The organism is Mucilaginibacter agri (genome assembly GCF_009928685.1).
In the GTDB taxonomy this organism is placed as follows: Bacteria; Bacteroidota; Bacteroidia; order Sphingobacteriales; family Sphingobacteriaceae; genus Mucilaginibacter; species Mucilaginibacter agri.
In genome coordinates this window covers 257,129-283,850 of sequence record NZ_WWEO01000040.1, presented here as the reverse complement: position 1 = coordinate 283,850, position 26,722 = coordinate 257,129, and the positions used below count along the sequence as shown (strand labels likewise).

22 protein-coding genes are annotated in these 26,722 nt (G+C 47.6%); 11 read left to right on the top strand and 11 right to left on the bottom strand.

Annotated features, from left to right (window positions below; genetic code table 11):
• Positions 1 to 140: 140 nt before the first annotated feature.
• On the top strand, positions 141 to 914 hold the full coding sequence (locus GSY63_RS07055; protein WP_166585086.1) for an SDR family oxidoreductase: 774 nt from the start codon (positions 141 to 143) through the stop codon (positions 912 to 914).
• A gap of 70 nt (positions 915 to 984) precedes the next feature.
• Here the strand turns inward: GSY63_RS07055 and GSY63_RS07050 are convergent, their stop codons facing one another.
• Both GSY63_RS07050 and GSY63_RS07045 read right to left on the bottom strand, forming a co-directional pair.
• Positions 985 to 1,938, bottom strand: a complete 954-nt coding sequence (locus GSY63_RS07050; protein WP_166585085.1) for a TolB family protein — start codon at positions 1,936 to 1,938, stop codon at positions 985 to 987.
• 27 nt (positions 1,939 to 1,965) lie between these two features.
• Positions 1,966 to 2,943, bottom strand: coding sequence for a TolB-like translocation protein (locus tag GSY63_RS07045; protein WP_166585084.1), 978 nt, complete (start codon positions 2,941 to 2,943; stop codon positions 1,966 to 1,968).
• A 460-nt stretch (positions 2,944 to 3,403) separates the two neighbouring features.
• On the opposite strand from GSY63_RS07045, the gene GSY63_RS25210 reads away from it, so the two are divergent.
• From GSY63_RS25210 to GSY63_RS07030, 3 genes are all read left to right on the top strand, one after another.
• A complete protein-coding gene (locus tag GSY63_RS25210) occupies positions 3,404 to 4,207 on the top strand; it encodes a DUF3108 domain-containing protein (RefSeq protein WP_449560055.1) in 804 nt (267 codons plus the stop codon).
• A 107-nt stretch (positions 4,208 to 4,314) separates the two neighbouring features.
• On the top strand, positions 4,315 to 5,331 hold the full coding sequence (locus tag GSY63_RS07035) for a sensor histidine kinase (RefSeq protein ID WP_166585082.1): 1,017 nt from the start codon (positions 4,315 to 4,317) through the stop codon (positions 5,329 to 5,331).
• A gap of 11 nt (positions 5,332 to 5,342) precedes the next feature.
• Positions 5,343 to 6,038, top strand: a complete 696-nt coding sequence (locus GSY63_RS07030) for a LytR/AlgR family response regulator transcription factor (protein WP_166585081.1) — start codon at positions 5,343 to 5,345, stop codon at positions 6,036 to 6,038.
• Between the two features lie 167 nt (positions 6,039 to 6,205).
• Here GSY63_RS07030 and GSY63_RS07025 read toward each other — a convergent pair whose 3' ends face one another.
• Both GSY63_RS07025 and GSY63_RS07020 read right to left on the bottom strand, forming a co-directional pair.
• Positions 6,206 to 7,441, bottom strand: a complete 1,236-nt coding sequence (locus GSY63_RS07025; RefSeq protein WP_166585080.1) for a site-specific integrase — start codon at positions 7,439 to 7,441, stop codon at positions 6,206 to 6,208.
• 603 nt (positions 7,442 to 8,044) lie between these two features.
• Entirely contained in the window at positions 8,045 to 8,557 is a 513-nt protein-coding gene (locus tag GSY63_RS07020; RefSeq protein ID WP_166585079.1) for a helix-turn-helix domain-containing protein, read from the bottom strand.
• 524 nt (positions 8,558 to 9,081) lie between these two features.
• Here GSY63_RS07020 and GSY63_RS07015 point away from each other — a divergent pair.
• Genes GSY63_RS07015 through GSY63_RS07005 form a run of 3 tightly spaced genes read left to right on the top strand, consistent with a single transcriptional unit; the run spans position 9,082 to position 14,954 of the window.
• A complete protein-coding gene (locus GSY63_RS07015) occupies positions 9,082 to 10,395 on the top strand; it encodes a TlpA family protein disulfide reductase (RefSeq protein WP_166585078.1) in 1,314 nt (437 codons plus the stop codon).
• A gap of 3 nt (positions 10,396 to 10,398) precedes the next feature.
• Positions 10,399 to 13,572, top strand: coding sequence for a SusC/RagA family TonB-linked outer membrane protein (locus GSY63_RS07010; protein WP_166585077.1), 3,174 nt, complete (start codon positions 10,399 to 10,401; stop codon positions 13,570 to 13,572).
• A gap of 11 nt (positions 13,573 to 13,583) precedes the next feature.
• Positions 13,584 to 14,954, top strand: coding sequence for a RagB/SusD family nutrient uptake outer membrane protein (locus GSY63_RS07005; RefSeq protein WP_166585076.1), 1,371 nt, complete (start codon positions 13,584 to 13,586; stop codon positions 14,952 to 14,954).
• 56 nt (positions 14,955 to 15,010) lie between these two features.
• Here GSY63_RS07005 and GSY63_RS07000 read toward each other — a convergent pair whose 3' ends face one another.
• Positions 15,011 to 15,304 (bottom strand): hypothetical protein, encoded by a 294-nt coding sequence (locus GSY63_RS07000; protein WP_166585075.1) that lies wholly within the window; start codon positions 15,302 to 15,304, stop codon positions 15,011 to 15,013.
• 93 nt (positions 15,305 to 15,397) lie between these two features.
• Positions 15,398 to 15,841, bottom strand: a complete 444-nt coding sequence (locus GSY63_RS06995; RefSeq protein WP_166585074.1) for a MauE/DoxX family redox-associated membrane protein — start codon at positions 15,839 to 15,841, stop codon at positions 15,398 to 15,400.
• A gap of 85 nt (positions 15,842 to 15,926) precedes the next feature.
• Between GSY63_RS06995 and GSY63_RS06990 the strand changes: the two genes are divergently transcribed.
• The gene (locus GSY63_RS06990; RefSeq protein WP_166585073.1) at positions 15,927 to 18,857 is read left to right on the top strand and encodes a lantibiotic dehydratase; all 2,931 of its coding nucleotides are present in this window, start codon (positions 15,927 to 15,929) and stop codon (positions 18,855 to 18,857) included.
• A gap of 33 nt (positions 18,858 to 18,890) precedes the next feature.
• Here GSY63_RS06990 and GSY63_RS06985 read toward each other — a convergent pair whose 3' ends face one another.
• Together GSY63_RS06985 and GSY63_RS06980 are read right to left on the bottom strand one after the other, a co-directional pair.
• The gene (locus tag GSY63_RS06985) at positions 18,891 to 19,625 is read right to left on the bottom strand and encodes a LytR/AlgR family response regulator transcription factor (RefSeq protein ID WP_166585072.1); all 735 of its coding nucleotides are present in this window, start codon (positions 19,623 to 19,625) and stop codon (positions 18,891 to 18,893) included.
• On the bottom strand, positions 19,622 to 20,638 hold the full coding sequence (locus tag GSY63_RS06980; RefSeq protein ID WP_208094479.1) for a sensor histidine kinase: 1,017 nt from the start codon (positions 20,636 to 20,638) through the stop codon (positions 19,622 to 19,624). Before GSY63_RS06980 ends, GSY63_RS06985 begins: the two co-directional genes overlap by 4 nt.
• A gap of 104 nt (positions 20,639 to 20,742) precedes the next feature.
• Between GSY63_RS06980 and GSY63_RS06975 the strand changes: the two genes are divergently transcribed.
• The 3 genes from GSY63_RS06975 (at position 20,743) to GSY63_RS06960 (ending at position 22,727) form a co-directional block, all read left to right on the top strand.
• Positions 20,743 to 20,883 (top strand): hypothetical protein, encoded by a 141-nt coding sequence (locus GSY63_RS06975; RefSeq protein ID WP_166585070.1) that lies wholly within the window; start codon positions 20,743 to 20,745, stop codon positions 20,881 to 20,883.
• A 177-nt stretch (positions 20,884 to 21,060) separates the two neighbouring features.
• Positions 21,061 to 22,137 (top strand): hypothetical protein, encoded by a 1,077-nt coding sequence (locus GSY63_RS06970; protein ID WP_166585069.1) that lies wholly within the window; start codon positions 21,061 to 21,063, stop codon positions 22,135 to 22,137.
• 311 nt (positions 22,138 to 22,448) lie between these two features.
• Complete coding sequence (locus GSY63_RS06960; RefSeq protein WP_166585067.1) at positions 22,449 to 22,727, top strand: helix-turn-helix domain-containing protein; 279 nt, start codon at positions 22,449 to 22,451, stop codon at positions 22,725 to 22,727.
• A 399-nt stretch (positions 22,728 to 23,126) separates the two neighbouring features.
• Here the strand turns inward: GSY63_RS06960 and GSY63_RS06955 are convergent, their stop codons facing one another.
• The 3 genes from GSY63_RS06955 to GSY63_RS06945 form a co-directional block, all read right to left on the bottom strand.
• Positions 23,127 to 24,260, bottom strand: a complete 1,134-nt coding sequence (locus GSY63_RS06955) for a hypothetical protein (RefSeq protein ID WP_166585066.1) — start codon at positions 24,258 to 24,260, stop codon at positions 23,127 to 23,129.
• 377 nt (positions 24,261 to 24,637) lie between these two features.
• Positions 24,638 to 25,141: a DUF1281 family ferredoxin-like fold protein gene (locus GSY63_RS06950; RefSeq protein WP_166585065.1), complete on the bottom strand. Its 504-nt coding sequence runs from the start codon at positions 25,139 to 25,141 to the stop codon at positions 24,638 to 24,640.
• A 1,222-nt stretch (positions 25,142 to 26,363) separates the two neighbouring features.
• Positions 26,364 to 26,636: a helix-turn-helix domain-containing protein gene (locus GSY63_RS06945; protein WP_166585064.1), complete on the bottom strand. Its 273-nt coding sequence runs from the start codon at positions 26,634 to 26,636 to the stop codon at positions 26,364 to 26,366.
• Positions 26,637 to 26,722 lie beyond the last annotated feature (86 nt).

Below are 26,722 nucleotides of genomic sequence, written 5' to 3'. Positions count from 1 at the left end.
CAACCGCTTATGGCATCTTTGAAAGAACAGTACAGGTAATATTATTCGTTCTGTTCTTTATCAGAGCCATTTTTTAATGAAAAAGGTTCAAATCAGTCACGAAATGCAGGATATACCTGTTAATGCAATAAACTGAGAATATGAACGACGAACAGATGCCTGAAATTTTAATAACGGGTGGCACAGGACTCTTAGGAAAATCGGTATGCGCATTATTTGGACGTGATCATATACCCTACGTTATTGCTACGCATAGTCGTCAGCATTTGACTAGCAACCGCATATTTATTGACCTGTCGACCGGTGAAGGCATTAAGCAGGCGGTAGCAGGAAAAAAGATCATACTACACCTTGCATCAGATAAAAAGCATCCGAAAAATGACATTTCAGGAACGGCAGCGCTTCTCCGGGAAATACAGGCTTTGGAAGAAAAACCGCATCTCATTTATATCTCTATCGTAGGTATCGACCGCTTGCCGCTGCCCTATTTTAAAGAGAAGTGGCAAACTGAGCAGGCCATTATAAATGCTGCTGTCCCTTACTCTATTTTAAGAGCGACCCAGTTTCACGAATATGTCGAAGATCTGTTGAAACGATTGCTGAAATGGCCGCTCGGTATTCTGCCGAAGAAAGTGCCTATACAGCCTATAGATGTTTTAACAGTTGCAAAAGCCCTGTATATGATGGTAAAAGAACCGCCATCAGGAATGATTAAAAACGTGGGAGGGCCGCAGATATTTCCATTTATCGATGCGGCAAATAGCTGGCTAAAGAAAAATAATAAACGGCGATTGCTGCTGAATTTTCCACTATGGGGAATTGCAGGCAGAAATATAAAGAACGGGGCGCTCACCAGCAAAGATAGGAATGACCAAAGCGTTCCCTGGATTGAATGGCTGAACAAACCCCGATAAAATTCATCGATGAGTGGAAATTTAAAAACGAGCCATTATGAACCCTTCCGGTTGCTAGCTGCATGTCAACTTACTTTTTATTCAACGTCTGTACAGGAATCAATAAAATATTGCTGTCGCTATTGAAGACGCTTTTGCTTTCCGCCTCTACCGCATCAAAGTCCAAGGGTGGGGCACTGAGGTCACGTTTGTAAAACCCTTTCACCCTACTACTTGAATAATACAAAGTTTTGCCATCCGGAGATATATATGGGGACGAATTCGGGTCGCCATTGTTAACCTGTGGGCCTAGCTTTTCTGCTTTAGCCCAAGTCTGGCCATCTTTCCTGCTGTAATAAAGGTCTTTTCCGCTAAGAAAGATTATATAACTCTCATCGGGCGCAATGAAAGGATCCTGAACATCTTCATCTCCTAACAAAATGAGCCGCTCAGGCTTAGCGTAATGATCCCCTAACCATTTCGCGAAATAACCGCACATTCCTTTATTCCCTTCTCTGCCGCGCGAACAAAAGAACAAAGTGCCTTTAGCGCTTACTGAAGGTGCATAATTATTACTGCCGTCAAGGTTGACCGGTGAATCCAGATGCTTAGGCGCTGACCAGGAATGATTAGCCACTCGGTCTACATACCAAAGGTGATAATTTTTCTGCGGCTCACCATTTCCTGTCATTGGGCGGTTAGAGACGAAAAACAGCCGTTTGCCGTCCGGACTGATAAATGGATCAGTATCATTATACCTTCCAGAGAATGGTGCGACGCGCGGACGGGTCCACTGACCGGCTACCTTCGTAGCATAACATACCGTCCAGTAACTTGCTCCGCGGCAGAAAAAGACAGTGTCGCCGCGAGGTGACATGGATGTTGACCATTCGCTGGATGCCGAGGAAATAACTCCCGGTGCGAAAACCTCGGGGTGGGCAGTGCTGTCCAGTAAAGTTGCCTGACCGAGAACCGGCAAGGTCCCGCAAACTGTGATAAGTGTTGCGGCGGTCAGCATTTTCAAACGTAGGAAAATCGCGTTCATTGATCGAAATTTAATTTTGTTGATGGGTTATTTTAGGGAAGCTGGTGTTGTAATATGGTGGGCCTGTAGCAAACGGGTTAAACTGACAGACCACAAAAACTGTCCATCAGCTGTCATTTCTCCGAGTTCATTTAAGGAGTTACTGTAATAAAGAGTTTGCGCATCTGGGGAGAGCCGGGCTTCAATGCCGAAGACATGAGGGCCTAACACCTCTGCAAGATCGACAGGCTCTCCCCAGCCATTCTTTTCCCGGAATACAATAAAGAGGTCTGACCTTTTTACGGCTGGCGCACGACCCGAAGAAAAGATCAGGAAGGATTCATCGGGCGCAACTGCAGGATCAAAGTCTCCAAATTCCGGGACGCTGAAAGAACATAATATGGGTTTCAGGTAATCGCCCTTTCGGAGCTGTGACCGATATATATGAAATTTCCCGCCGCTGTCCGCTCGCATAAAATACAGACTGCCATCGCCGGCAACTGCGGGACTAAAGACTGTACTATTTGAATTTATAACATTAGGCAGCCGTTCCGGCCTTGCAAATTGTTGCCCCCGTAGTTTAACTTTCCAAAGGTTTCCGCCTCGTCCAGGCAGGCGCTTCCCGTTGTAGTAACCGATTAATTCACTGCCGTTCGGACGCAGTGGGCGGTTGGATGCAAATATCAGATATTTACCATTCGGGGCCATTGCCGGTTCCAGATCACGGTAGGTGCCTGTAAAATTAACCGGTCCGTTATATGACCATTGACCGTTACTCATTTTTGAAAGTTCTAGCGTATACTTATCATTTTCGCTGTGTTGACCCAGTAATACCGTTTTGCCATCGGGAAAAAATGCAGGAGCCGCAAAACCTGAAACAGATTCTTGCCTGGGAACTGGAATAAACTGAACAGGCACCGGCCTGGAAGTTTGAAGCGTATCTTTGACTGGAACCGAGAAACTTGCCGGGTTGGTTAAGGAAATGAGCCAAGTGATGGAATGAATGAATGCGTATAAATGATCCATGTTGTTTTGCTTTACATCATAAGAATTAAAGCAAACATGCACGGATATGCTTAAGTTACGGTACGCTTTCAATCAATGGGATCATATTTTTAACGTTTGCTATCAACCAGTTAACTTTTTATATTCAACGAGAATATCCTGTAAATTATAAAACGTTTGATCCGTAGCGGATTGCGCTGGTTTTTAATGCTTGTGGTAGTAAAAAAGTGCGAATGGCGTAAACTCGTTTTTACGCAATTCCACCTTAAAGATCCTGGTTTAAAGTTTAATACAGCGGAAAGTCCTCTAATGGTCCTTTTAATAGACCGTCGTAATGTGAAACATGAATTACCTATAGAAAAATTGAAATGACCTTGCGGATTTATGGACGAAAAGGCCGGATAGTTAAAAATACGACCTGACTGATTGAAATCATGGTGACGCATCGATTGCCGGAAAGATATTTAAGGTTTTAAATTAAATGATTATGAAATTGATTTCGATCGTTGCACTGACTTTGACGCTTTCCTCCAGGACATTTGCAGATAACCGGGATACAGTCCGTGTCCAGCCACACGACCTTAATTTGAACAGGGCGCAAACAGGAAACATGAATTATCTCATGTATTCAAAGAAAGGCAAGTCAGATATTCCGGTTCGGCCCACGTTGATTAGTTTTAACATTTCCCGGTCAGATTATGAAGGGAAACCGGCCTTAATCGTCAGGCAGCAATGGAATTCCGATACTACGACACACAAATGCTTTACGGTCTTTGATCCTGCGACGTTCCGGACCTTGTTTCATGAGACTTATTGGAAGCGCCTCGGCTACACTATGAAATTTGATTTCCGAACCAATGCGGTCTCATTTGTTCCCACCAGTGCTACGATCATTATTCCCGACTCGGTAAAGGCAACTGCCAAGCAAGATTTCATTGGTTCGCTCAGTACTTTTAACCTGAACTGGCATGCTGACCTGATCATTTATACGCTGTTAAAATACCAGGCAGGCAGAACTTTTATCATCAATTATTACGATCCGGGCTTTGGGAAGAATGAACAGGTCAGTTATACCGTAACAGGCAGCGATGTACTAACAGGCAGTGGAGGTCAAAAGATCGACTGCTGGATACTTAATCATTTCAATGACGACCATTCCGATAATGGAGGTTATGAGCGCTTTTGGATCAGCAAATCAACGAATGAGGTATTAAAAATGGAAGACTTCGGCGGGAACGGTCGTGGTTATCGGTACAAACTAAAACTTGGCGTGTCGGCAGAATAACGGGGTATAAGCAGAGAAGGGTTAGAATTTATAGCCGGATGGTTGAAATCCAATGGCCATTCATTTAAAAGCCTGGGAACACCCGCAAATGATTCGTATGTTTAATTATGAAAATGATCAAAAGGGAGCCCACTGTCCGCCAGTTAGTGATGCTGGTTTGGGCTGCTGTTTTCGTGGTCATTTTCTTTACTTTTTTGCCGGAGGAAGGTTTTACATTATCCCTCACCTATGCCGTGATCAATACTATTTTTTACGCATTCATTATCTATGGAAATATAAGCTTCTTATATCCGCGATTTTACTTAAAAGGCCGGCTTTCCGCGTACATTGCGGCGTCGGTCTTGCTTTTAGTTCTTGTCGGCGCGAGCCGTTGCTTCATTATCCTAACGGTACATAATGTCCTTTCCAGCGATGCGCCGGAGGAAGTGACAACCCTTCGCCTGGTTAATTATGTAACAGCTTGCGTCCTGATATTTATCCTGAGCTTCGTATTCCGTATAGCTTTGGCCTACTTTACGGTCAAAAAGCAGTCAGAGCAAATCCTTCTTCAAAAAAGCGCTGCAGAGCTGAGCCTGTTAAAATCTCAGGTTCAACCGCATTTTTTGTTCAACACGCTCAATAATATCAATTATGTGCTATATCGAGAGGCACCAGACACGGCTGTTCTAATCGAGCGCCTGGCTGATATCATGCGGTATTTTGTGGATGAAAGCCCAAAAGACCGCGTTTCTATCGCCGCGGAAGTTAAATTCCTCGAAAACTATATTGAATTGGAGCGGATCCGCATCAGGTTTCAGACGGAGATCAAATTCGGGAAAAATTATACCGAGTCCGATCTGGTTCCACCCATGTTGTTCATGACCTTCGTCGAAAATATATTCAAACACGGTATCGATAAATCAGGTAATAACTCGATAACTATATCCCTCCGTCAACAGAATGGCTATTTACAATTTGAAACGATAAATGAAATTAACCGGCGGGATAAAGCCGAGGGCATTAGTGGCTTCGGGCTGAGTAACCTTGACAAACGCCTGAAATTGTTGTTTGGCAACGCCTATTACCTTGATACCCGTGAAGATGCAAACTTATTTTTTGCTGAGCTTAAAATACCTATTACATGAATATCAATTGTATGATCATCGACGACGAACCCTATGCTGTAGAGTTGCTCGAACTGTTTATTCAAAAATCCAGCGATTGGACGATCATCAGCAAGTGTTATGATGCCGCAGAAGCAATGCTGATGATTAAAAGCAATGCGCCGCAGGTCATCTTTCTGGATATTAATATGCCAGGACTTAATGGGCTGGAACTCGCGCAGCTCCTGCCAGCAAATGTGCGGGTGGTTTTCACTACCGCTTATTCCGAACATGCCGCGGAAAGCTATAATTACCAAACCCTGGATTACCTTTTGAAGCCACTTACCTTGAAGCGCTTTTTAGCGACAGTGCAAAAAGTAGAGACTCACTTCAGTATTGCCGAAGCTGCTGCTGGAAGCAACATCTCAAAAGATACGGAGCATTTTTATATTAAATCAGGAAAAACACTGCACAAGATATTTTTAGATGACATTTTATATTTCGAAGGGCAGAAAGAATACGTCTGTCTCGTCACTTCCCTCGAAAAGATACTCATTTACCGACGTTTAAAAGATATTGAGCAGCAATTTTCCATGCCGTTCGTACGTGTTCATAATTCTTATATTATCAACACACGGCACCTGGTGAAGGTGATGGATAATCACATTTATTTAGCTGGGATACAAATACCAATCAGCGACAAGTTCCGGAACAGCTTCATGTCAGCTATCAGACAGTCGATTATTTGATTTACTTAAGTAACGTTATTGCCAACATTAGCTCACTCAAATGCTATATCAATTTCCATGGTTAAATCATCGATTACCTGTTCTTGTTATCCAATATTTTGATTTCAAAGGTGGCGGTTGGGGTAATAGGAACGACCGGACTCCGGGCGGAGTCCGGTAATTTTTTGTTAACCATGGTTGCCGGTCGCCGACAGACGCGAACGCAACGTGTGCATGTCGCGGCTCACTTTTTTCTCCTTCACACGCGCATAGATCTGCGTTGTAGTAATTTTGGTGTGCCCCAGCATCTTGCTCACCGATTCTATTGGTACATCGTTCTCCAGCGTAACCGTCGTGGCAAAAGTATGACGCGCCATATGTGTCGTCAGATTTTTTTTAATCCCGCAAAGCTCGGCTATTTCCTTTAGATAGGCATTGTATTTCTGATTGCTCTTGATCGGCAGCAGCTTGTTTTTAACATCACAGTAAGGGTGATCCCTATATTTTTCGATGATCGCAAGCGCCTGAGGAAGCAGCGGCACATTCGCCGTGATGTCGGTTTTTGTACGGCTGGTGTTGATCCATAATTGGCCGTCCTTACCGGTCACCAGGTTTTCTTTGGTTAGCTTAGATGCATCCACGAAGGCGTAACCGGTATAACAACTGAAAAGGAAGCAATCTCGCACTTCATCGAGACGGTCAGCATGTAGATTCTTTTGTGCCAGCACAGCCAGTTCTTCCTCGGTAAGTTCCTGCCTTTCAACCTTGCGCATACTGCATACGAAACCCGCGAACGGATTATGCAGGAGCCATTTGTTATTTAATGAGATCGTAATAATGCGTTTCAGCCGTTTGATATAAGCCATCGCAGTGTTGTGATCAATATCTTCAGCAGTTTTCAGGTAGTGTTCAAAACCCGTTACAAAGTTGTATTCTAATTGTTCAAGAAGAATATCCTCTTTGTCATATTTATGACGGATAAAAGCTGCGACCTTGCTCCGTATTGTTTTATACTTTGTCAGCGTAGCCTGTACGAAATCCTTGCCAACGAGATCAGCCATTGCCTGGTTATGTTCATCGAATACCTCCAGTAAATACTTATGTGGCGCGTCGTTACGGAGAAACAAGTCCTTGATCTCGTCAGCCGATACATACTCAGCAGAAGTTTGCTTTTGCGTGTAGATGTTCCAAAGCTGGTTGCGGGCCTCGGCGAGATATTTATTGACTTCACGAACTTCTGTACTACCGCCCTGCATATAACCGGTCTGGGCGTTCCAGTTCGCCGGTTTAACTTTTTTCTTTAGCGAGATCTCTGCCCGCTTGCCGTTGACGGTTACCCTGGCGTATAGTGGTAACAATCCGTTTTGATCTGCTTTTGATTTATTCGCCCAGATCAGGATCGAAAAACTTTGTAGATTTTTCATGTCCGTTTCCTTTCTTCAATTTTGGTGTTGGAAAATTTGGTTGGTTTAGGCATCATGAGGACGCATTTGTTAGCGTTTGATGCCAAATCATTCTTGGAAGTGGTGGCGCGCAGGAGCGCGAACCGTAAGGCCAAAATTAAAGGGGGCGGCCGTGCAATGCTATAGGAGAAAGGAGCAGGCTGAATGCTTTGTGCCGAAACAGCTCTGCTTGTCTTCCGATAGTAACCGAAACAGCCTTTTAGTTGAAAGATTTGACCATTTTGACGCGATTTAATCGTAGTCAAGTCTTTCAAAATCAATACATTATAATCGATTCGGTTACCTATTTTGGCACCGGACACAACAGGTAACCGAATAGGTAACTGCAAATGTTGAAAAGGATGATTTAAAATGGGTCTATATGAAACAAAAAAACCGCTTAAATCGTTGATTTTAAGCGGTTTTGGTTCTAAATGAACCTTAAAAAGCGGAATGGACGGGACTCGAACCTGCGGCCCCCCCCCCACCGATACTTTGACTTGCTTGCATCTAAATAGTTGACAAATTCAAGTAAAATTTACCTAACCTATTACTTGACACATGGGGTAAATCAAATCTTAACAACTATTTTAATGCCTTCTTAGAATATAAACGAGTATTTCCCTTTACAGTGCTCCATTCGATTTTGATAAAATTTGATAGCTCTGATAAGGAATTTGAGACTGAACCCGGATGATAGCTCCAACCTTTGGATTCGAAATAATCTAAAATCACAATCCTCTCGACGGGGGTGTCCAGGATATTTGTTTTCAGTAAATAATTTTCAATAGCGAATTTTATCCCTGGCGGCTTCAGTAAAATCCGATATTGCGATTTATTGCCATATTTCTGGATGAGTCGTTCTCTATAGTTAGAATCGATAGAAAAATCAGACGATTCTAATTTTCTTTTTGTGAAACCCAAGAACTGATACACAATACGCAGGATATCGTCAGCAACAGATTCTTTGCCTGTTTCAATATTATTAATTGTAGTCTTAGCGAGATTTAAAATTGTTGCAAGATCTTTTTGGGAAAGATTGAGCGCAGTCCTAGCCAATTTGACATTTCTTCCAAAATTGCCCCGGTTACATTCCATCGAGCAAATAGAACTTTTGAAATCGTGTGTAATTGAACACGAAAATCCTTGACAATGATATTTTTTTGGTTTACATTTGGATTATAAGTTGGTACAAATAAGAGTCTTGCGGTTACATTTTCTGACGCCGTGACGTAAGACGGTAGTTTATACCCACATCTTTATTCGGATATGTTATATTAGCGTGTCAAAATAGGATGTGGGAGCTGCCGTAAATCCATGTCACGTAAGGCGTCAGAAACTTTAATGTAGCCGTGGTTGGTAGTTCCCACATTCTATAACTCCAATGTTAAGACTCGTAATAATACGAGCATGAAAAACCTAACCCCACATGAATCTGTCAATCTCTGCACTTCCAAAGAGTTGCAGGCTTCCTGCCATTCCCGGTCTTCCCGTGCTTTCTCCATCAAATATTCATTTAGGAATTTAATTAAAGCTCCGGTTTAACCGTCTATTGCTATAGCAATCTCCTGACTGCTATTCTATCCTAGTAATCTCATTTCCTGAACTTTTACAACCTTAAAATGAAGCTAAAATTTTGCTTCCTGCTACTCCTATGCCCTATTTTCCGGGTATGGGCGCAGGAAAATATCACAGCCAAAGGCCTGCAGCCTGGGGACAAAGTGCCCGATCTGCGCCTTGCCATTTCCAACCATCAACCTACTTACGTCCACCTTTCAGATTTTCACGAAAAGGTATTAATACTGGATTTCTGGGCAACCTGGTGTGCACCCTGTCGCGTGATGATACGAAAAGGTGACTCCTTAAATACCGCATTTGCGGGTAAAGCCCTCATCCTTCCGGTCACCTATGAAACCGAGCAGCTGGCACGGCCGGTATTGACCAGTATCCGCAAACGGATTGACAGGGTTTCCCCGGAGATCTTCCATGACAGCCTGCTCCACCGCCTGTTCCCCCACCAGTCGTTACCGCACTATGTGTGGATCGATGGCACCGGCACTGTACAGGCATTGACAGAAGCCGGCGAAGTCAACGCAAATGCTATCACCGCAGCCCTCGCTGGTCAATTTCCTACCCGGCAAAAGATAGACCTGTCCATGCCTTATACCGACAACCAGCCCTTGCTCGTAGACGGCAATGGTGGTACAGGACAATTTTTGCGGTACCATTCGATGCTGGCTGGCTATATCCCCGGCCTCACGCCGGGTACAACCATTACGCGCTATGACACCGTCAAAGGGCAAAAGTTCAATGTGCGGAACGTACCGATGCTGTCCCTGCTCCGTATGGCCTTCGGCGACCGCGGCCGCTACTTCGCGCCTTCACAGTTTATTATCCAGACCAAAGACTCCCTTTCCCTAACCTCCAAACTGACCGGCAGCGCTTACACCGAGTGGCTGAGTGCCGGTCATGGCTACACTTACGAACTATTGTTACCCCCGGCACTTGCGACCCGGGCCTACCCTATCATGCACGCGGACATCGACCGGCTCTTCCCGCAATACAAGGTCAGCGTAGTCCGGAAAGATTCCACCTGTCTCGTGTTGGTAAAAACTTGCGAAATGGACCATTTCCGTTCTGCCGGTGGTGAGGTTAAAGTTGCCGTCACTCCATTTGGCTGTGAGCTGCATAACAGCAGCCTGGCACAACTGCTGATGCGGCTCAGTCACCAATACCTGCAGCTTTACCCCCATCCCATCCTCGATGGCACCGGCTACAAAGGCCGAGTTGACATCGAATTTTCCGCCTCGATGTCCAATGTTGCGGCCATCAATGCCGGGCTGGCACCCTACGGCCTGAAACTCGTCGAAAAAAACGCCCAGGCGGATTTCCTGCAGGTTGCAGATAACCCTGATTACCTACAAACTAAACCCTAACCCATGCATAAAAATTATTTACTCTTATTGCTGCTCTGTTGCCTTTTCGGCAGTGGGTATGCCCAAACCGTGCTGACCGGGAAGGTCAGCAACGGTTCCACGCCCCTTGCCGGGGCAACGGTAAGTATCCCCGGTACGGCTTACCAGGCCCGGAGCGACGGAAATGGCACCTTCCAATTCCGTCTGCCTTCCGGCAAATACCTTTTAAAAACCACCTACGTCGGATACGAGCCACTGGAACAGGTATTCCTGATGCCACATTCGGACACTTTGCGTGTAAATTTGGTATCCGCCACTGCGGAGCTCAAAGAAGTGGTTGTATCCACCGGTTACCAAACCTTACCGAAAGAACGGGTGACCGGTTCTTTTGTACAGGTAGACCACACCCTATTGAACCGGAGCGTCAGCACCGATATTTTAACGAGGCTGAAAGATGTGACCCCGGGATTGAGCTTTAATACCACCGGTACCCAGATCAGCATCCGCGGGCAAAGCACGCTGAAATCCGCTAGTGCCGATCCGCTGATCGTCGTGGACGGCTTTCCTTTTAACCAGCCCATCGAAAATATCAACCCGAACGACGTAGAAAGCATCAGCGTACTGAAAGATGCCGCTGCCGCTTCCATTTGGGGCGCCAAGGCCGGTAACGGGGTAATCGTGATCACCACCCGTAAAGGGAGCTATAACCGGAGTATGCGGGTGACTTTCAATGCCAATGTAAACATTGGCGAGCGTCCGAACCTGTTCTACCAACCGCAGATGAGCAGCAGCGATTATATCGCGATTGAACGCCGCCTGTTTACGGAAGGTTATTTTACAGGCACTGAAAATTCTGATTTCCACGCGCCGCTTTCTCCTGTTGTCGAACTGCTGATTGCCAGCCGGGATGGTAAGCTTTCTGCCGCCGAAGCCAACCGCCAGATCGCAGCCCTGGCAGGTAACGATTTACGACAGGACGAAACTAAATACCTTTACCGCAACAGCGTGAGCCAACAGTACGCACTCGGGCTGGATGGCGGAACAAGTACGCAGCGTTACCAGTTTTCTGCAGGCTTTGACAGGAATTTAGCGAACCAGTCCGGGAATGCCTTCAACCGGGTGACCCTCAATGGCGGCAATACCTGGTCGATGCTCAACCACCAGCTGGAGTTTTCGGCGTCGGGCTATCTGACCCAAACGCAAAACCAGCTGAACAACCCCGGGATCCCGGTATGGAACTACGGCAACAAATTATACCCTTATGCGCACTTCACCGATGATGCGGGCAATGCAGTACCGATCACGAAAGACTATCGCCAGGATTTTGTAGCAGCTGCCGCGCAGCAGGGCGTCTTGAGCTGGGCTTACAGCCCGATCGATGAGCTGGACGCTGCCAATAATACCAACAAGGTTTCCGACATCCGGTTAAACACTTCCTTGAAATATATCATTCTGCCAGGTTTGAACGCGCAGGTCTTATACCAGTACGACCATACATTGACGCGTGGCCGCAACCTCCAGAGTTTGGATACTTACTATACCCGTACCCTCATCAACCAGTTTACGCAGGGAACAGCCGGCTCGCTGACGCGTCCGGTCCCACTGGGTGGCATACTGGATAGGTTAGATGGGGAATCCATCAACCATGACATCCGCGGGCAGCTCAACTATGATTATCACCAGGGGCCGCACCGGTTGACAGCCATCGGTGGATACGAGCTGCAAACGCTGCATGTCAATTCCCTGGGGAACCGGTTGTATGGCTATGATGGTGCGCATGCCACCAGCCAGCCGGTGGATTACCAGAGCATCTTTTTCATGTACGACAACCCCTTTAACATTAACACCATTCCTTACGCTGATTACGAAACCGATGCGACCGATCATTATGTTTCCTGGTATGGCAATGCCGCTTATACTTTCCGGGACAAATACACGCTGACGGGAAGTGCCCGTTTTGACCGTTCGAACCTGTTCGGGGTGACCACCAACCGGAAAGGCGTACCGCTTTGGTCGGCGGGTCTGGGCTGGGCGATCTCCCGGGAGGATTTTTACCATCTCAGCTGGATGCCCGAACTGAAATTCCGCGCAACTTACGGTTACAACGGCAATATCAACAAAAGCCTGTCGGCATTTACGACAGCCTCCTATTTCGACGGCAGCGACAGCCAGAGCCGTTTACCCTATGCGACCATCATCAACCCGCCGAACCCGGAACTGCAATGGGAACGTATCCGTAACATTAACCTGGGGTTGGACTTTGCCTTGTTTGGCAGCCGGCTGAGCGGAACGTTTGAATATTTCTTCAAACAGGGAAAAAACCTGATCGGCAGTACCGCCTTTGCTCCCTCTACGGGTGTAAGCATTTTTACAGGCAACACGGCATCGAGTGCCGGGCAGGGCCTGGACTTCAACCTGACCTCGCACAACCTGACAGGTCGTTTAGGCTGGGTGACCGATTTCTTCCTGAGTTACATTACGGACAAAGTCACCGGGTATGACCAGCAGTCTTCCGCATCCTTGTACCTGACCGGGGGCGGTAACGGCTTTTACCCGCTGAAGGGCAAACCGCTTTATGCCATCTACAGCTACCGCTGGGCAGGGCTGGATCCGCAGACGGGCGACCCGATGGGTTACCTGAACGGCCAGGCCAGTAAGGAGTATGCGAAAATCATCAACGGCACCACGCCGGCGACGCTCATTTATAATGGCCCTTCCCGCCCGCAGGTATTCGGGGCTTTGCGCAATACCTTCAGTTACGGCCCGGTCAGCATATCGGCAAACATCACCTACAAGTTTGGTTACTATTTCCGGCGAAACTCCATCCGCTACAACAGCGACTATGGCTTGAGCAGCCAACATGGGGACTACAGCCAGCGTTGGCAGCAACCGGGTGACGAGCTGAACACTATCGTGCCCTCGGTCCCGGCATCCTTCGTGAGCGGACGTGACAACCTGTATACGTATTCGGAAGCGTTGGTGGATAAGGGAGATCACATCCGGCTGCAGGATATACAATTTTCGTACACACTGGGCCGGAAATCAAAATTTCTGCAAGCCCATCCATTCCAACTATACGGCTACGCCAGTAACCTGGGCATCATCTGGCGCGCCAATAAGGAAGGGATCGACCCGGACGCAGTGACCACCTACCCTGCACCGAGAACGTATGCGGCGGGTATCCGAATGAACTATTAAACCTGAACAACATGAAAAAGCAAAAGACTTTTATATTGATGCTGCTGCTTTCGGCAGCGGTGGTATCCTGTCAGAAACAATTCCTGGATACCAAGCCCAGCAAGTCCCTCCTCGTGCCGGAGACGCTGGCCGATTTCCGGGCCCTTCTGGATAACCTTTCAGTATTCAACCGTTCCCCGGGACTCACGGAAGTTGCCGATGGGGATTTTTACACGACGGACGCCGGGTGGAAAACCTGGACGAACAACCAGGAGCGGACCAGCTACCTGTGGCAGGCCGATATTTTCGGGGTGGAAAAAGGGTTCGACTGGAATGCCGCTTACCAGCAGGTTTTTTATGCGAATGTCGTACTGGATGGGCTGACACAAAATAAAATACCGGCATCGGCCGACCGTGACGCGGTCGAAGGCACGGCGCTGTTCAGCCGGGGCTGGGCGTTCTACCATTTGCTGCAAATGTTTGGACCGGCTTATCAGCCGCAGGCAGCTGCCACTGCTTTGGGCATTCCGATCCGGCTCGACCCGGACGTCACCAAATTGGTGCCCCGCTCTTCCCTGTCGGCTGGCTACGGGCAGGTACTGGCAGACCTGGGCCGTGCGCGCCGCCTGTTGCCTTCGACAACTTCTGCCAAAAGCCGTCCGGGGACTGTAACAGCACTGGCCATGCTGGCCCGCATCCACCTGGCCATGGGCAATTATGCCCAGGCGGGCGCCTACGCGGATTCCGCGTTGCAGCTCAATGGTAAATTACTGGATTACAACAACCTGAGCACCACCGCAGCACGCCCCTTTCCCCAAAGCCTGCCCAACGGCAATGACGAGGTGGTTTACCATGACGCGATGGCTTCTTATTCCTTCAACGCCGCGACATCGGTATTTTACTGCGATTCTGTCCTTTACCGCTCCTATAACAGCAATGATCTGAGAAAGGTCCTGCTTTTTAAGGATAACGGTTTGGGAAAGATCAATTTCAAAGGCAGCTATACGGGATCCAGTCTTTTGTTCGCGGGGCTGGCGAATGATGAGCTTTACCTGATCCGGGCGGAGTGCAATGCCCGTAACGGCCAGGCGGCAGCCGCGCTGGCCGACCTCAATAACCTGCTGGTCAAACGCTGGAAGAAAGGCACTTTCGTGCCCTATACCGGGACGGATGCCCAAAGCATACTCATGCTGATTCTGGCAGAAAGAAGAAAGGAAATGGTCGGACGGAATATGCGGTGGTACGACCTGAAACGGCTGAACCTAAATCAGTCCACGGCAGTAACCTTGATCAGAACCCTGAATGGGGCAGCTTATACGCTGGAGCCGGGAAGCCCCCGGTACACTTATCCAATCACTCCGGACGAGCTGCTCGCTAACCCCCTGGTGCAAAATGACCGATGAGTTATATCCCAGACACAAAAATCCCCGGCTGCTGGGCGCGGCCGGGGATAAGGGATTTAAAGGCTGATAAAAGTGCCTTCTGTAGAAGCGGTTGGCTCAGCCACACCCGGATGCTGGTCATTGGCCTGATCGTTAGGGTTAACGTCAGAAGGATAGCTTTCGGTGCAGGTGTTCGCGCTGGCATCGCAACGATAGTTGGTGCCCTGAATTTTGCCGGTCAGGTCCGTGTACATGCCGGTAGAAGAATTCAGCCCCCATTTGCGGTCCAATGTGCGTGCACTGGTAGACAAAGCGAATGTTCCGCCGATCGCTACGGCCAACAGGCCCATTTTAAAACTTACATTTTTCATAACGATGGATGCTTTTAGATCAAAAACAAACGAAAACTTTAGTGATGAACGCCTACTCTTTTCCAGGTTTTCGGCTTCCCCTGTAGGTATGGATCAGCTTATCCTGCTCAGCCGGAACCGCGGTTTTGGCCTGGAGCTGTAAGTCAACAATAACCCCGTGGCGCAGACCAGCAAGAAGGCCAGGTTAAAAGCGAAGTGCGCCCGCCAGGACATCCGGTTGAGGATGCCACCGCAGGAACAGGGAACCCTTGGCCAGGCATGCAGCAATACGGTGCCAACGTAGCCGGTGAAAGCGAGCATCATGCCGGTAGATAGCCAGAGCCCGGCCAGGCGGAAGCGCTCCGACAACAACAGCCCTACTGCCAACAGTTCAATGAGGGGTAAGGCATAGAATAATACGTCGGCCGCCCAGTGCGGGAATGGCTGATTATATAACTGCCCGAGGAATTCCCCGGGAGCCAGCAGTTTGCTGACCGGTGCGTAAACGAACAGGATGATCAGCAGGTAAACGGGCAGGGATCTTAATAAATGTTTCATGGGCTGTTAGTTTTCATCAAAGTAAAGCGGGCGGACCATGGCAAAACAGTTGTAAATGGGTAGTAATACCCCTAGACATGTCGTTATGAAGTATCAGTTTTCCCGGGGCCTGCTTTTGCGGGCACCCTATTTCAGTTACTTGTTGTATGATCCGGAGCGCCTTCCGGTGGTGCTCCAGAAGAAAAGTTTTCAGGATGCGCTATGGCTGGCCAGTCCTTCGGTCTACGAAATTGCGCGCGCAGCGAATTTCGAGCTTGCAGCCATCCCGGAAAAGGCACAGCTCACCTTGCACAAGTACTACAACCGGATGTGCTTCCGCGCTATACCATTCGGCGCCTTTGCTTCGGTCAGCCATGCGGAATGGGGCGATGAGGGTGGAATTGAAATGGTAAATGGCAAAACCGCTTTGCTCCATTACGCACCAGATGTCCGTTTGGCAGACGCCGGGCATATCAGGTGGAAAAAGGATTTGCAGGTTGGCAAAAATCCGCTGACCTATCGCGTAGGCAATAGTTACCGCTATTGGTCAAAGACTGCAGGTGCTGACCGCCGCTACCGTTTCCATCTGCAGGAATTGGAAACGGGTGAACTGAACGACAGCATGTTCCGTTTGTTGGAGAAAGGCCCGCTAAAATTGGGTGCACTGGCGACATGGGTTGCCGGTAAGGTTCAATGTGACAAAGTGGAAGCACGACGCTATATGATCTATTTGCTGCAGGAGCAAGTGTTGTGCCCGGTTGATACCACACCGCTCCTCATCCCGTCCGGAGCAGATGCCCAGTTAAAACAGGTCTGCTACGCAAAATTCCGCAAGCACCCAATAGCCGGCAAAAGCCATGAGGCAGGACCTCCCCCTTATGCCTGCCTGGAACGCCCTGTGGCCTCCGGCAACCTCGACCCGAATTTACAACGGGACTTACTGGCGGCGGTCCAGCTGCTATGCCGGCTGAATAGTGGCAAGCCCGCACAGCGGTTAGCGGATTTCCGAAAAGCTTTTTATGAGCGGTATGAATTGCGCAAGGTGCCCCTGCTTACACTTTTCGATCCTGATTCGGGATTGCCTTACGGTAAGCTGTCGATGGCGGATGAGCCTAACGGGCCGACCTCCATGATCACCAAATCGGGCATTCCTTCTGCGGGTTCAGATCAAATGGACCCTGATTGGAAAAAACTGGTTCTGTCCCGGCTACTATCACTGTCGCGCAAGGACTTGCGCCAGCCAATTGTCCTGGAGGACATCCCGGCCGACCCCGCCAACCTATCGGCTGAAGATCCTTTCCCGGGAACCCTTGCAGTGCTCTTCCGAAAGGGTGCGGACCGTCTTTTCCTCGATGGTTTTTCCGGATCCTCGGCTACGCAGCTTGCCGGCCGGTTCAGCCGGTTTAGCAAACCAATCAGGGAGCAGGTCGCCGACCTGGCCGAGCGCGAACAGGCAGGCAGCCCGGACGTAATCTTTGCCGACATTAACCATCGTTCCGAAGACCACACAGACAATATCAACAGCCGTGCGCAGGTTTTCGGTTACCAGATCAGCCTGGAGTTGCAAGATGCCGGTAGGAACAGCAGCATCCTTTATCCTGATGACCTGTTAGTTTCCGTATCTGGAAACGAATTGATACTCGAATCCCGCAGCCTTAACAAAAGGGTCATCCCGAGATTGTCAACGGCCTATAATTTCCGGAGGAGCGAACAACCACTGTTCAACTTTCTTTGCGACCTCCAATACCAGGGCTTGCGGACCGTGCAGTTACCGGATCTCGCGCAGATCCTGCCTGAACAGGAGTTTTATCCCCGTATCGAGTACCGGGGCGTGGTCATCAGCCGCGCAAAATGGCTCATTAACAGGGAGTCCTGGCCGGATTTGTTCAAGCGTTCAGCCTTAGACGCGCTGAACCGTTTCCGCGCGCAAAAGCAATTGCCGGACCTGATTTGCCTCGTTGAGGGCGACCAGGAATTGACCTTTGACCTCAGACAGTCGAAACAGGCTGTGTTGTTCCTGAATTGCATCCGGAACACCCAACGAGCTACTCTAACGGAAACTGCAATTGGTGACGGAACAGTGAAAACCGGCCACGAGCCCTATGCAGCCCAGTTTATGGCATTTTTGCATCACGGGAAAATCGTGTACAATGACAACCGCTCCATATCCCAAATGTTCCCAGCCGGTGAGCGCACTTTTGGGCCGGGCAGCCCCTGGCTGTATCTAAAGATTTACGCTACACCGCAAGTGGTCAACCGCATCCTGGCCGAACTGGTTGAACCCGTCTTGAGACGCCATTCCCGCTACATCCGCAAATGGTTCTTTATCCGTTATACCGACCCGGGGAACCACCTCCGCGTCCGTTTCCTCTTGAGTTCGCCACACCGTGCCGGCGCGCTTTTAGTAACGATCCAAAAAATGCTCCGGCAATCCGGGCTGGAGCATCTGATAACCGGATTGGTGATAGACACCTATCGGCGCGAATTAGAGCGGTACGGTGCGGGGCGCATAGAAGAAGTAGAAGGACTGTTTCAGTCAGGAAGCGATATGGTTCTGCAGGCAATTGCCGATCTGTATGGTGGAAACAGTGACGATATCCTCGCTTATGCGATCAGGAGCGCCACCATGCTGATGGAAGCTTTCTACCCCGAAAGTAAATCACAGGCGGCTTTTACGGAGAAGGTTTTCCAGCGATTTCTGGAAGAATTTAAATCCCAGGAAGGATTATTACCTGCGTTGGCCAAGGCATTCCGGCAATTTCAGTCCACCGGCGTTTCTAAAAGCAGGCCGATTCCATCAGCAAACGTTTTTGAGCCACTCCGTCCGCAGGAGCGGGCATTTTTGGATGCCTGCCAAGCCCTCGTGCCGACGACCAGTGAAATGAATATCGATGACCGGTCGCGGTTCGTTGCCGACCTGGTGCATATGCAAATGAACCGGACCTTTATGAACGACTGGCGCGCCAATGAATTGGTCGTTTGGTATTGCCTAAGCAAGATAACAGTTGCCTGGGTGCGCGATATGCGGCGCGCGTAATTGACAGACCTCCGTGGCACGTTTTGCGCGCTGCTATTTGGCTTTGTCGCTGTTTTCCCTGGAGCTGATGAGTGACCTTCCGGCAATGGCCAGCTGGAAAGACTTCTGATAAGTCCGGCCGACGGTCAAAGCGCTCCCGTCGCTCAGTATAATCTGGTCGGATTCGATGCGTTTAATGTAAGCCGTGTTAATGATATGGGAACGATGTATCCTTAAAAACCGGTCGCGGGGCAAATTTTGGAGCAGTTCTTCGAGGGTAAGATAAGTTACGATTTTGCGGTCCAGCATGTTGATTTCGATGTAATTCGAAAGAGCGGATGCAAAAATGACGTCACCTGGCTCAACCGGCAATAGGGTTCCACGCGCGCCGGATTTAACGAAGAAGCGGGAAGGCGCTGCTTCCGCGCTAATGGGGGTTCCGGCTAGTAGTTTTTCAACTGCCGCCTGAAAGCGTTCAGTCGAGAACGGTTTCAAGAGGTAATCTACCGCCTCATGTTCAAAGGCATCGACGGCGTAATCGCGGTACGAAGTTGTAAAAATTAACCGCGCCCGATCTTTTAATACGGCAGCCAGTTCAAGTCCGTTGAGATCGGGCATATCGATATCAGAAAAAACGACGTCCGGACGAAGTTTAGTGATCTCCTTCAGGGCGAAGACCGGCGAAGTTGCGCTGCCGATCAGTTCCAGCGAATCTGTTCTTTCGACCAGCGCTTTTAGATAAGCGACAGCATGTGCCTCGTCGTCGATAATATAGCATCTGAGCTTCATAGTTGTAGTTTCAGGGATATTTCAAATTCATCACGTTCCCTGCGGTCGACGAGGGAAAACCGGTCGTCATAAGCGAACTGGAGTCGCTGTCTCAAATTGACAAGGCCGAGGCCTGTCGATTTTCTGCCCCGGACGGACGTTTTAATCCGGTTCCTGCTGTAATAAGTTAGCACCCGGTTTTCATCAAATTCGATGCGTAGGATGGCGCGGTTGTCGGGGTGTTGCAGATCCCCATGTTTGAGCATATTCTCGGTGAGTGTAAGCAAAACAAGCGGAATGATTTTTGCGTCATGAAAGTCACCGGCCATCTCGACTTCGATTGCGAGCTGCCCGTCAAAACGCAGGCGGTGCATTTCCAGCAGGTTCCGGACCTGTGTGATCTCATCTCGCAGATAGACTGGCTCGTCATGCTGACTGGCCTCAGTGCCATAGCGCATAATCTCAGATAGCAACCATACGGCCCGGGCACCTTCTTCTGAAACCTGATGGAAATTAGTGTAGATCCGGTTCAGCATATTAAAGAGTAAATGTGGATTCATTTGCGCCTGGCGCAATGTATTTTGTGTGGTCACTGCCTGTTGCTGGTACTCACCGGTGAGTCGGGCCATGCTATAGAAAGCGACGAGAATATTGCAGAAAAGTCCGCGGTGAAACTGGATCGTAAGAAATTTTAGCCAATAGCCGGATGCTTTGTAATTTATCGCCGGCCCCTGGTGAAGCAGTATTTCGGCGATTTGTTTGACGCCAAAGTAAAGCAGCCAAATGATCAGGTATAACAACACAGCCTTTAGGTATGGTCTCGGGTGCCTTGTAAAAAAATGCGTGGTCAACGCAATAAGCCCATAAAAGAACAAGGCGTTGATGACATAGTAAGTGGCGTAAACAGTGAAGCTTTCCAAGGGTGCACCGACGGCGCGCAAAAAACTAAGCTCCGAAAAAATCAGCAGGGTCCAGCAGCCCAAATGAAGGATGAGCTTTTGCGGAAGGGTTAGGTGGTTGGGGCGGCTCAACATTAACATATCTGTTCGGGTTACTCACATCATTGCCAGCGATGTTCGTGTAATATTGGTAAAGGCTTAGATCTAAATTCTTAATTTAAAGGTAAATTAAATAATGTATGAAACCAAAATCTAAAGTAACATTCAGCCGCGTACGTCGCGTAGGAACAATGATTAACAAGAGCGCCGGAACCGCTCGTCCGTCAGGTGAACAAACCACGCAAACCTGGATCACTACTACTCACGGAGGCGCTCGCTAGTCGTAATTGAACTATTAAGCCGGTTCGTCTCCAGTGTTGCTTATGCCTCACGGCTGATGGCCGGCTTTCCTTTCTTAACTAGGTTGGCCGTTCCGGCGGTGTAACGATTTGCATGATGGACCACCGAAAACTCAACCGCATGCGCTTTTGGGACATTACAAATTTAACTAATAAGCAATGCCAACAACCGAGCCCTTTGACTTTCGATGGCCGCCATCAGCAGCACCGTTTTTAGAATGGTCTGAACGATTGAAATCAGAATGGTTGAGTACCCTTCTGTCCGACGCAGCCGAGCAAACGCTCCGGCGATATTTCAATTACCAGCTGGGCAGGCTTTCGGCCCTTGATGACGACCCGGAATGTCAAACTTCTTCAGAAATAAACGGGTTGATCGATTTCCTATGGAGCCAATTTGCATATTATCTTAACCCCAATATACCGGTCGCTATCGCCTTCCGCGATTTTTACATCGAACGGTTACAATGGCGTCTTGATCAAGTCCTGGCAAAGGTTTCCGGCAGCATATTATCTTCGGACCTACAATCATGCCTTATCTCGTATCTTGGGTCGTTCCTGGAACCCAGAGGGGATAAATTAACTTACCGGGACCTGTTTTATTTGGAGGGACTATTAACCGAGTTAGCTGGCATACTGGACAGCGGGTTTTCAGAGGAAGCAGTAAATCAGGTTCTTTTCCAGCGAAATTTCAACCAATTGGGTTACCTGTTTTACCGGCAGCAAATTATCCGTAATGCCATGCCGGCGGATGCCAGGGAAAAATTTGAATTTCTGGCAAGCTGCAAAATCAGAAACAGTGCAGTTCCGTTTTTGCAAGACCTGAGCTGCCATCCCAGCTGGCCCAGTTTGTTTGAAATGCTGGACAAATGGCTTGCAGAAGAATTAGCTATTGCGCATCTGACTTTACAACAGCCCCTCTCTACAACGTTGCCCGTCGCGACGAAAATGCCACTGAACCTTTCCGTTGCTCATTTAGCCTGCCTGATCTGTGTTTTCCTGGAAACACACTTATTACCAGACGAAGGCTTCGCCAGCATATTCCGGTTCGTCTCCACGAACTTCCGCACCAAACGCCAGGACAAGATCTCCACGAAAAGCCTGAGTAAAGAGTTTTATACGATTGACCAGGTAAGTGCTGCCGTCGTCCGCGGCAAATTATTAGAAATGGTCGAATGGCTCAACCGTTCTTATTTCCCGGTTCTTCTTGCAGGATGTGCAACAAGCCTTTTTCTTTAAGATACGCGCTTAAAATTTCCAACCAGCGGTAACTAAAACCGTTTTTGAGAACGAGCTCCCGGGCAGGGATTCGTTTAACATCAGCTAAACAATTGATTCCAATCGCATTACAGGCAGCAATAAAGTCCTGATCAAATCCGAGGGTTTGAAAGGATTGATGCAATAAGTCATTTTCTATTACTGCGAGGGCCATAAACTAATGTAGACAATTTAAAGTCATCAACCAAAAAAATGTATCATTTAAGATGTGTCTAAAATGGTGTGTCTGTAAAGGAGTACCTCATAAGGTACAAATTGGTTTATTTTACCCCATGCCAAAAAAAGCCAAGCCGTTATATGCTGACCCCAGTAAAGTACTCAGGTGTGTGGCATCGCGTGCCCAAGAATTACGTAAACAGAAATATTCCAGTTATGAAAAGTTTGCGGCATTAAAAGATATCAGTCGTTCCCAGATATGGCGTTATGAGAATGGTGGGGACCTCAAACTATCCTCGCTTATCAAATTACTAAATGCCTTGAACGTCCCGTTGAGCGAATTCTTCAATTCTGAATTTGAAAAAATGGCCAGTGAACAAAACAACGAAGAATAGCCTCTGAACAGGATAGTCGGGTAATAACGATGCGATGTAAACGCGACGAAAAACGCCGTTTCTCTGGCAAACGGCCTGCTAAAATTCTATTTCCGTAAATTCTGCCTGTTTGTACGGCTCCAAATGTTATCCGAGGCGAGGCCGGCTTTTTATGCTTAGCAAGCATTTTATCATTATTCGTTTGCTTCCCCGTACCCCATCTTTCAATCACCCCTGGAACTGTTCATCGATGAAATCGATTTTCATGAAACTATATGTTGTGATTAGTCATTTTCTTATTATCTCCAAAGGAGAAAAAGGACTAAGACGTTGAATATGGGACTAAGTCATGATTCAATCCTTTTGGGTGTCGCTCCAGGTGGATTAGGTTAGAAAACAAAATATCGGGGCGGTGCTTCATCAGTAGCTATAGGAACTTGAAACCATCGCTTGCTGAACTTTTTTTAATTCTGCATGGCTAATACCCCGCTGATTAGCCTTGGCGACAAAATCCTTGACAACGTTTTCACGTGTACGCCATGCGAAATAATAAACCTCCGTTTTACCTTCCAGTTTTACAGGAACCGGGATCGGTAACCTGTGGTTATGAGCTTTCGTCATGATCGCAAATTTGGTGCAGGTACGATGATATGCCTGCTCATCCGGAGCATGAGCTAATAGCTGAACAAGTTTCATTAGTTGGCAACGGCGGAGGTCTGTAACCGCTTTTTTCTTTTTCCGTTTTACAACGTGGCGTTTTTTCAGCAGGTCACTTTCCAACATGGCGGCTGTATAATCCGGGTACTTTAACAAGATTTCGGTCATCGCAAATAAAGGGCTACCCGCATAAATTCTTCGTACGAAATTGACCCGTTTTCTCTTCACGGCTTGCTCGATTTTGCGTTTCAGTTTCCTTTCGTCAAGCTTCCAATTCGGGGCATGCCCTTCCGCCGCATTCCTGTACATTGTTTTAAGCAACACTAACATCGGCAAACGTTTACCTTGCTTATTTTCTTTATCCAACAGTTCTCCGATCTCTGCTATGGTGTAATTATTGGCGGTTTCCAGCAATCTGTCAAGTTGATAATCTTCGGAAAGGAATTTGCCATCGGCGTCCGTATAACGCTTTAAAGAAGTTTGGAAACCAATTGGATACTTTTCCAGGTAGCCCTTCAAATTATCGAGGAAAACAAGCCCCGAGCCTGGATCTTCAAGGTCCATTTGCGCGGCTTCCTTCTCTTCCGCGTAAATCTGCTTTTGCCAATCTTCGTACTGGTGATAACAAAGCCGTGTATCAAAATGATGATATTCTATTTCCCCGCTATTCATTGGCCTTGTCAAAAAGGGCTGGGCGTGAAACAAGCCCATGGGACGCCGGTTACGATCCTGCCATATTTCTGAATGCATGAAAACGTAGATCCTGGCCGGGTACTTCGTTTCCGGCTTATAGTAATAAGCGACGCGGCCACACTTTTTCCGGGGTAGCGCATCTACCCTATCAAATTCTAGCTTTTCTTCAGGCGACATGTGGTAGCCTTCTTTGATTTTCACCATAGCATCAGGATTTAGTCATCATTTAAGGGACATCATATCAGACGCTAACAGCGAGGCACTTCCGACCAGCGTTGCCTAACACACAACGCTTATGGAAACCAAAACTATTTTACTTCTTTGGTTGATCGACCAGCAATTCTCAGGGTCGCAAAACTTCTCACCCAGTTAGCCTCGATTTTCTGTAAATTTCATTTTGTTTCACGACAGCCACACAACAACAATGATTGGTTCGCCAGCGGAGCAAAAAAACTGCCCGGTTACCTTACTGCTATGGGCAACACATTTGGACATTTCGCCAACGGTCAATACCATCTCCATGTGGAATCTTGTGATGACGTTGATTTTAATTTTGCGTATTTAGTGTTAAAGCATAGCATCTAACGCGGCGTAATAGAATTATCATCACGGCCAACCTGAGACAACCTCATTTTTTTACGCACCAGCAGGAAGTCGAGCAGTTCTTCAATGGCATCAAAACCGAATCCTTCCAGTTCATAGTAATCACCTTCTTCATGGTATCGAATACCATCGGTTTCGATGGTGTTAAGGTAAATGTTTGTTAATAAGCCATCCTTGTAACAGGCTTCACCACGGATACTGTTGCCAGGCTCCGTGTAATTGTGTATAAAGCCAACATTAAAGTAATCAGCTATTTTAACCATGACCACAAGATTGGGTTGCCACTTCGTTTGATAATAAAGCAACCCCTCCTTCCAGCAGATCTGGAACATAAAGCCGCTTTCTCCTTTTACAAAATCGGGCACCTGCCCTTTTTCCTCCTTTTTTTCCTTTATTTCCATAGCGCGGAAGAGAATTCCTAATTGTTCAAACTGCGAATGTTCGCCTATGAACTCGAATGTGTTGCTGCACCAGTTTCCCATTTTTTTTATTTTTTTGGATGAAATTTTTATCTGTTTTTTCTTTTTTTGCCAGCCTCTTTGTTTTGGAGCTCCGGACCGAAAAGGAAGCAGTGAAATGTGACCGGAAGCAGCCAAAAGGAAACGGAATAATTGGAGGGGACCCTTTGGGGAGGAAGCCGTTTATGCCGTAAGCTTTTGGCAACCCAAAGCACACACCGGTCACGAACTTAGCTGCGCTTTTATCCGGACAGCTGAGCGAAAGGATGACATAGAAAAGCGGTCTTCAAGAAAAATAAATAAGTGGTAACTGACCTGCACGAGCTAGTCGGGTAAATCAGTAACGGCCAGACAAGTTTTTGGGGATTGCCTGTTAGGCGGCTTCTGCGGTCTGTTTTTGAGAAGGGAGGGGATGAGGATTAACACCTTCAAACTGCAAATGTAATAGCAAGGAGAAGGAAATGGGCCTCAACTCCATAGTAAAATCCAAACGAAGTTTAATTAGGATCGCCCATTGCTCAATAACCTGTAATGGTCAAGGGCCGGGACGCCAGATGGGTGGGCAGGACTGGAGTACCCAGCGGCAGCGGGTTTCCAGTCCGGGTTGTGGTGCTGGAATTTGGCGCCCCGGCTCTTGCGAGCGAACCGGAACCGGGTGATAAACTGAGCGAAGCGGTGTGTAAGAACCGGGTGGAGGTTGAGGGTTGGCCCAGAGCCCCTGCCTGCTTTCCAAAGAAAAAGCGAATGGTCCATAACCTCCTTGATATTTTTTTTTTGAATTTTTAGATTCGGTGCATTTTCAGGAAAAAGCACCCGATTTGCGAGTGGGCAGGAAAATAGTTCGAAGGCAATACTTTCAATACGATGTCGAAAAATCACAGTGTTTTAGGTAATATTTCAGCGGGTACATCTCTATCGGACGAAAACCTGTAATTTTTAACTTCAACCCTTGATCTAGCCTTTCTAAAAGACAAAAATTCAGATCAGATAAATCCGACTTCCCTCAAATCGATTATAAGAAGGTTGGTATTTAATGTAACCGTATAGTTCTAATTGGGCAATAATTTTATGATAAGTTACTACTGAATTAATTTTCGCGACCTTCATCAATTTGATTCTAGTTACCCGTATTGGCATGACGCCGTTACTGCTCGTGCTCAGATAGACCAAACCTGCATAAAAGCTGATATGCAAAGGTTTCATTCTTTCATCGAATATAGCCACCTGCATAAAGCCAATGAACAATTCAATGGTCTCTACCCTGCTTACCATTCAATGTTTCTTTTAGATCCGTTACATTGTAGAGAAAGATGCCACCAACTTTGGTATATTGAATTTCTCCCTTGATCCGGAGATTTTGAAGTGTGTTCGGAGAAATGTTAAGCATTTCCCTTACCTGCCTGCTTCTCAGCCACTCTGAAGTTGAACTATTGTTTTTTTGCAGCAATTTTTCAATTGCATCAAGCATCTCCTCTTTGAAAAGCTTTAAGTCTTTTTTTGTAATGATTTCCACTTCCATAATTACCCTCGAAGTTCGGATCCCAGCATCTCAAAACTTCACAAGTAATTCCATAGTACCGATATTTTTTTAGTCCAAAAACCCTG

What these genes read in the sequence shown, in the direction of transcription:
- GSY63_RS07055 (WP_166585086.1), top strand. Translation starts at nt 141, where the DNA reads ATGAACGACGAACAGATGCCTGAAATTTTAATAACGGGTGGCACAGGA.
- GSY63_RS07050 (WP_166585085.1), bottom strand. Translation starts at nt 1,938, where the DNA reads ATGAACGCGATTTTCCTACGTTTGAAAATGCTGACCGCCGCAACACTT.
- GSY63_RS07045 (WP_166585084.1), bottom strand. Translation starts at nt 2,943, where the DNA reads ATGGATCATTTATACGCATTCATTCATTCCATCACTTGGCTCATTTCC.
- GSY63_RS25210 (WP_449560055.1), top strand. Translation starts at nt 3,404, where the DNA reads ATGATTATGAAATTGATTTCGATCGTTGCACTGACTTTGACGCTTTCC.
- GSY63_RS07035 (WP_166585082.1), top strand. Translation starts at nt 4,315, where the DNA reads ATGAAAATGATCAAAAGGGAGCCCACTGTCCGCCAGTTAGTGATGCTG.
- GSY63_RS07030 (WP_166585081.1), top strand. Translation starts at nt 5,343, where the DNA reads ATGATCATCGACGACGAACCCTATGCTGTAGAGTTGCTCGAACTGTTT.
- GSY63_RS07025 (WP_166585080.1), bottom strand. Translation starts at nt 7,441, where the DNA reads ATGAAAAATCTACAAAGTTTTTCGATCCTGATCTGGGCGAATAAATCA.
- GSY63_RS07020 (WP_166585079.1), bottom strand. Translation starts at nt 8,557, where the DNA reads ATGGAATGTAACCGGGGCAATTTTGGAAGAAATGTCAAATTGGCTAGG.
- GSY63_RS07015 (WP_166585078.1), top strand. Translation starts at nt 9,082, where the DNA reads ATGAAGCTAAAATTTTGCTTCCTGCTACTCCTATGCCCTATTTTCCGG.
- GSY63_RS07010 (WP_166585077.1), top strand. Translation starts at nt 10,399, where the DNA reads ATGCATAAAAATTATTTACTCTTATTGCTGCTCTGTTGCCTTTTCGGC.
- GSY63_RS07005 (WP_166585076.1), top strand. Translation starts at nt 13,584, where the DNA reads ATGAAAAAGCAAAAGACTTTTATATTGATGCTGCTGCTTTCGGCAGCG.
- GSY63_RS07000 (WP_166585075.1), bottom strand. Translation starts at nt 15,304, where the DNA reads ATGAAAAATGTAAGTTTTAAAATGGGCCTGTTGGCCGTAGCGATCGGC.
- GSY63_RS06995 (WP_166585074.1), bottom strand. Translation starts at nt 15,841, where the DNA reads ATGAAACATTTATTAAGATCCCTGCCCGTTTACCTGCTGATCATCCTG.
- GSY63_RS06990 (WP_166585073.1), top strand. Translation starts at nt 15,927, where the DNA reads ATGAAGTATCAGTTTTCCCGGGGCCTGCTTTTGCGGGCACCCTATTTC.
- GSY63_RS06985 (WP_166585072.1), bottom strand. Translation starts at nt 19,625, where the DNA reads ATGAAGCTCAGATGCTATATTATCGACGACGAGGCACATGCTGTCGCT.
- GSY63_RS06980 (WP_208094479.1), bottom strand. Translation starts at nt 20,638, where the DNA reads ATGTTGAGCCGCCCCAACCACCTAACCCTTCCGCAAAAGCTCATCCTT.
- GSY63_RS06975 (WP_166585070.1), top strand. Translation starts at nt 20,743, where the DNA reads ATGAAACCAAAATCTAAAGTAACATTCAGCCGCGTACGTCGCGTAGGA.
- GSY63_RS06970 (WP_166585069.1), top strand. Translation starts at nt 21,061, where the DNA reads ATGCCAACAACCGAGCCCTTTGACTTTCGATGGCCGCCATCAGCAGCA.
- GSY63_RS06960 (WP_166585067.1), top strand. Translation starts at nt 22,449, where the DNA reads ATGCCAAAAAAAGCCAAGCCGTTATATGCTGACCCCAGTAAAGTACTC.
- GSY63_RS06955 (WP_166585066.1), bottom strand. Translation starts at nt 24,260, where the DNA reads ATGGTGAAAATCAAAGAAGGCTACCACATGTCGCCTGAAGAAAAGCTA.
- GSY63_RS06950 (WP_166585065.1), bottom strand. Translation starts at nt 25,141, where the DNA reads ATGGGAAACTGGTGCAGCAACACATTCGAGTTCATAGGCGAACATTCG.
- GSY63_RS06945 (WP_166585064.1), bottom strand. Translation starts at nt 26,636, where the DNA reads ATGGAAGTGGAAATCATTACAAAAAAAGACTTAAAGCTTTTCAAAGAG.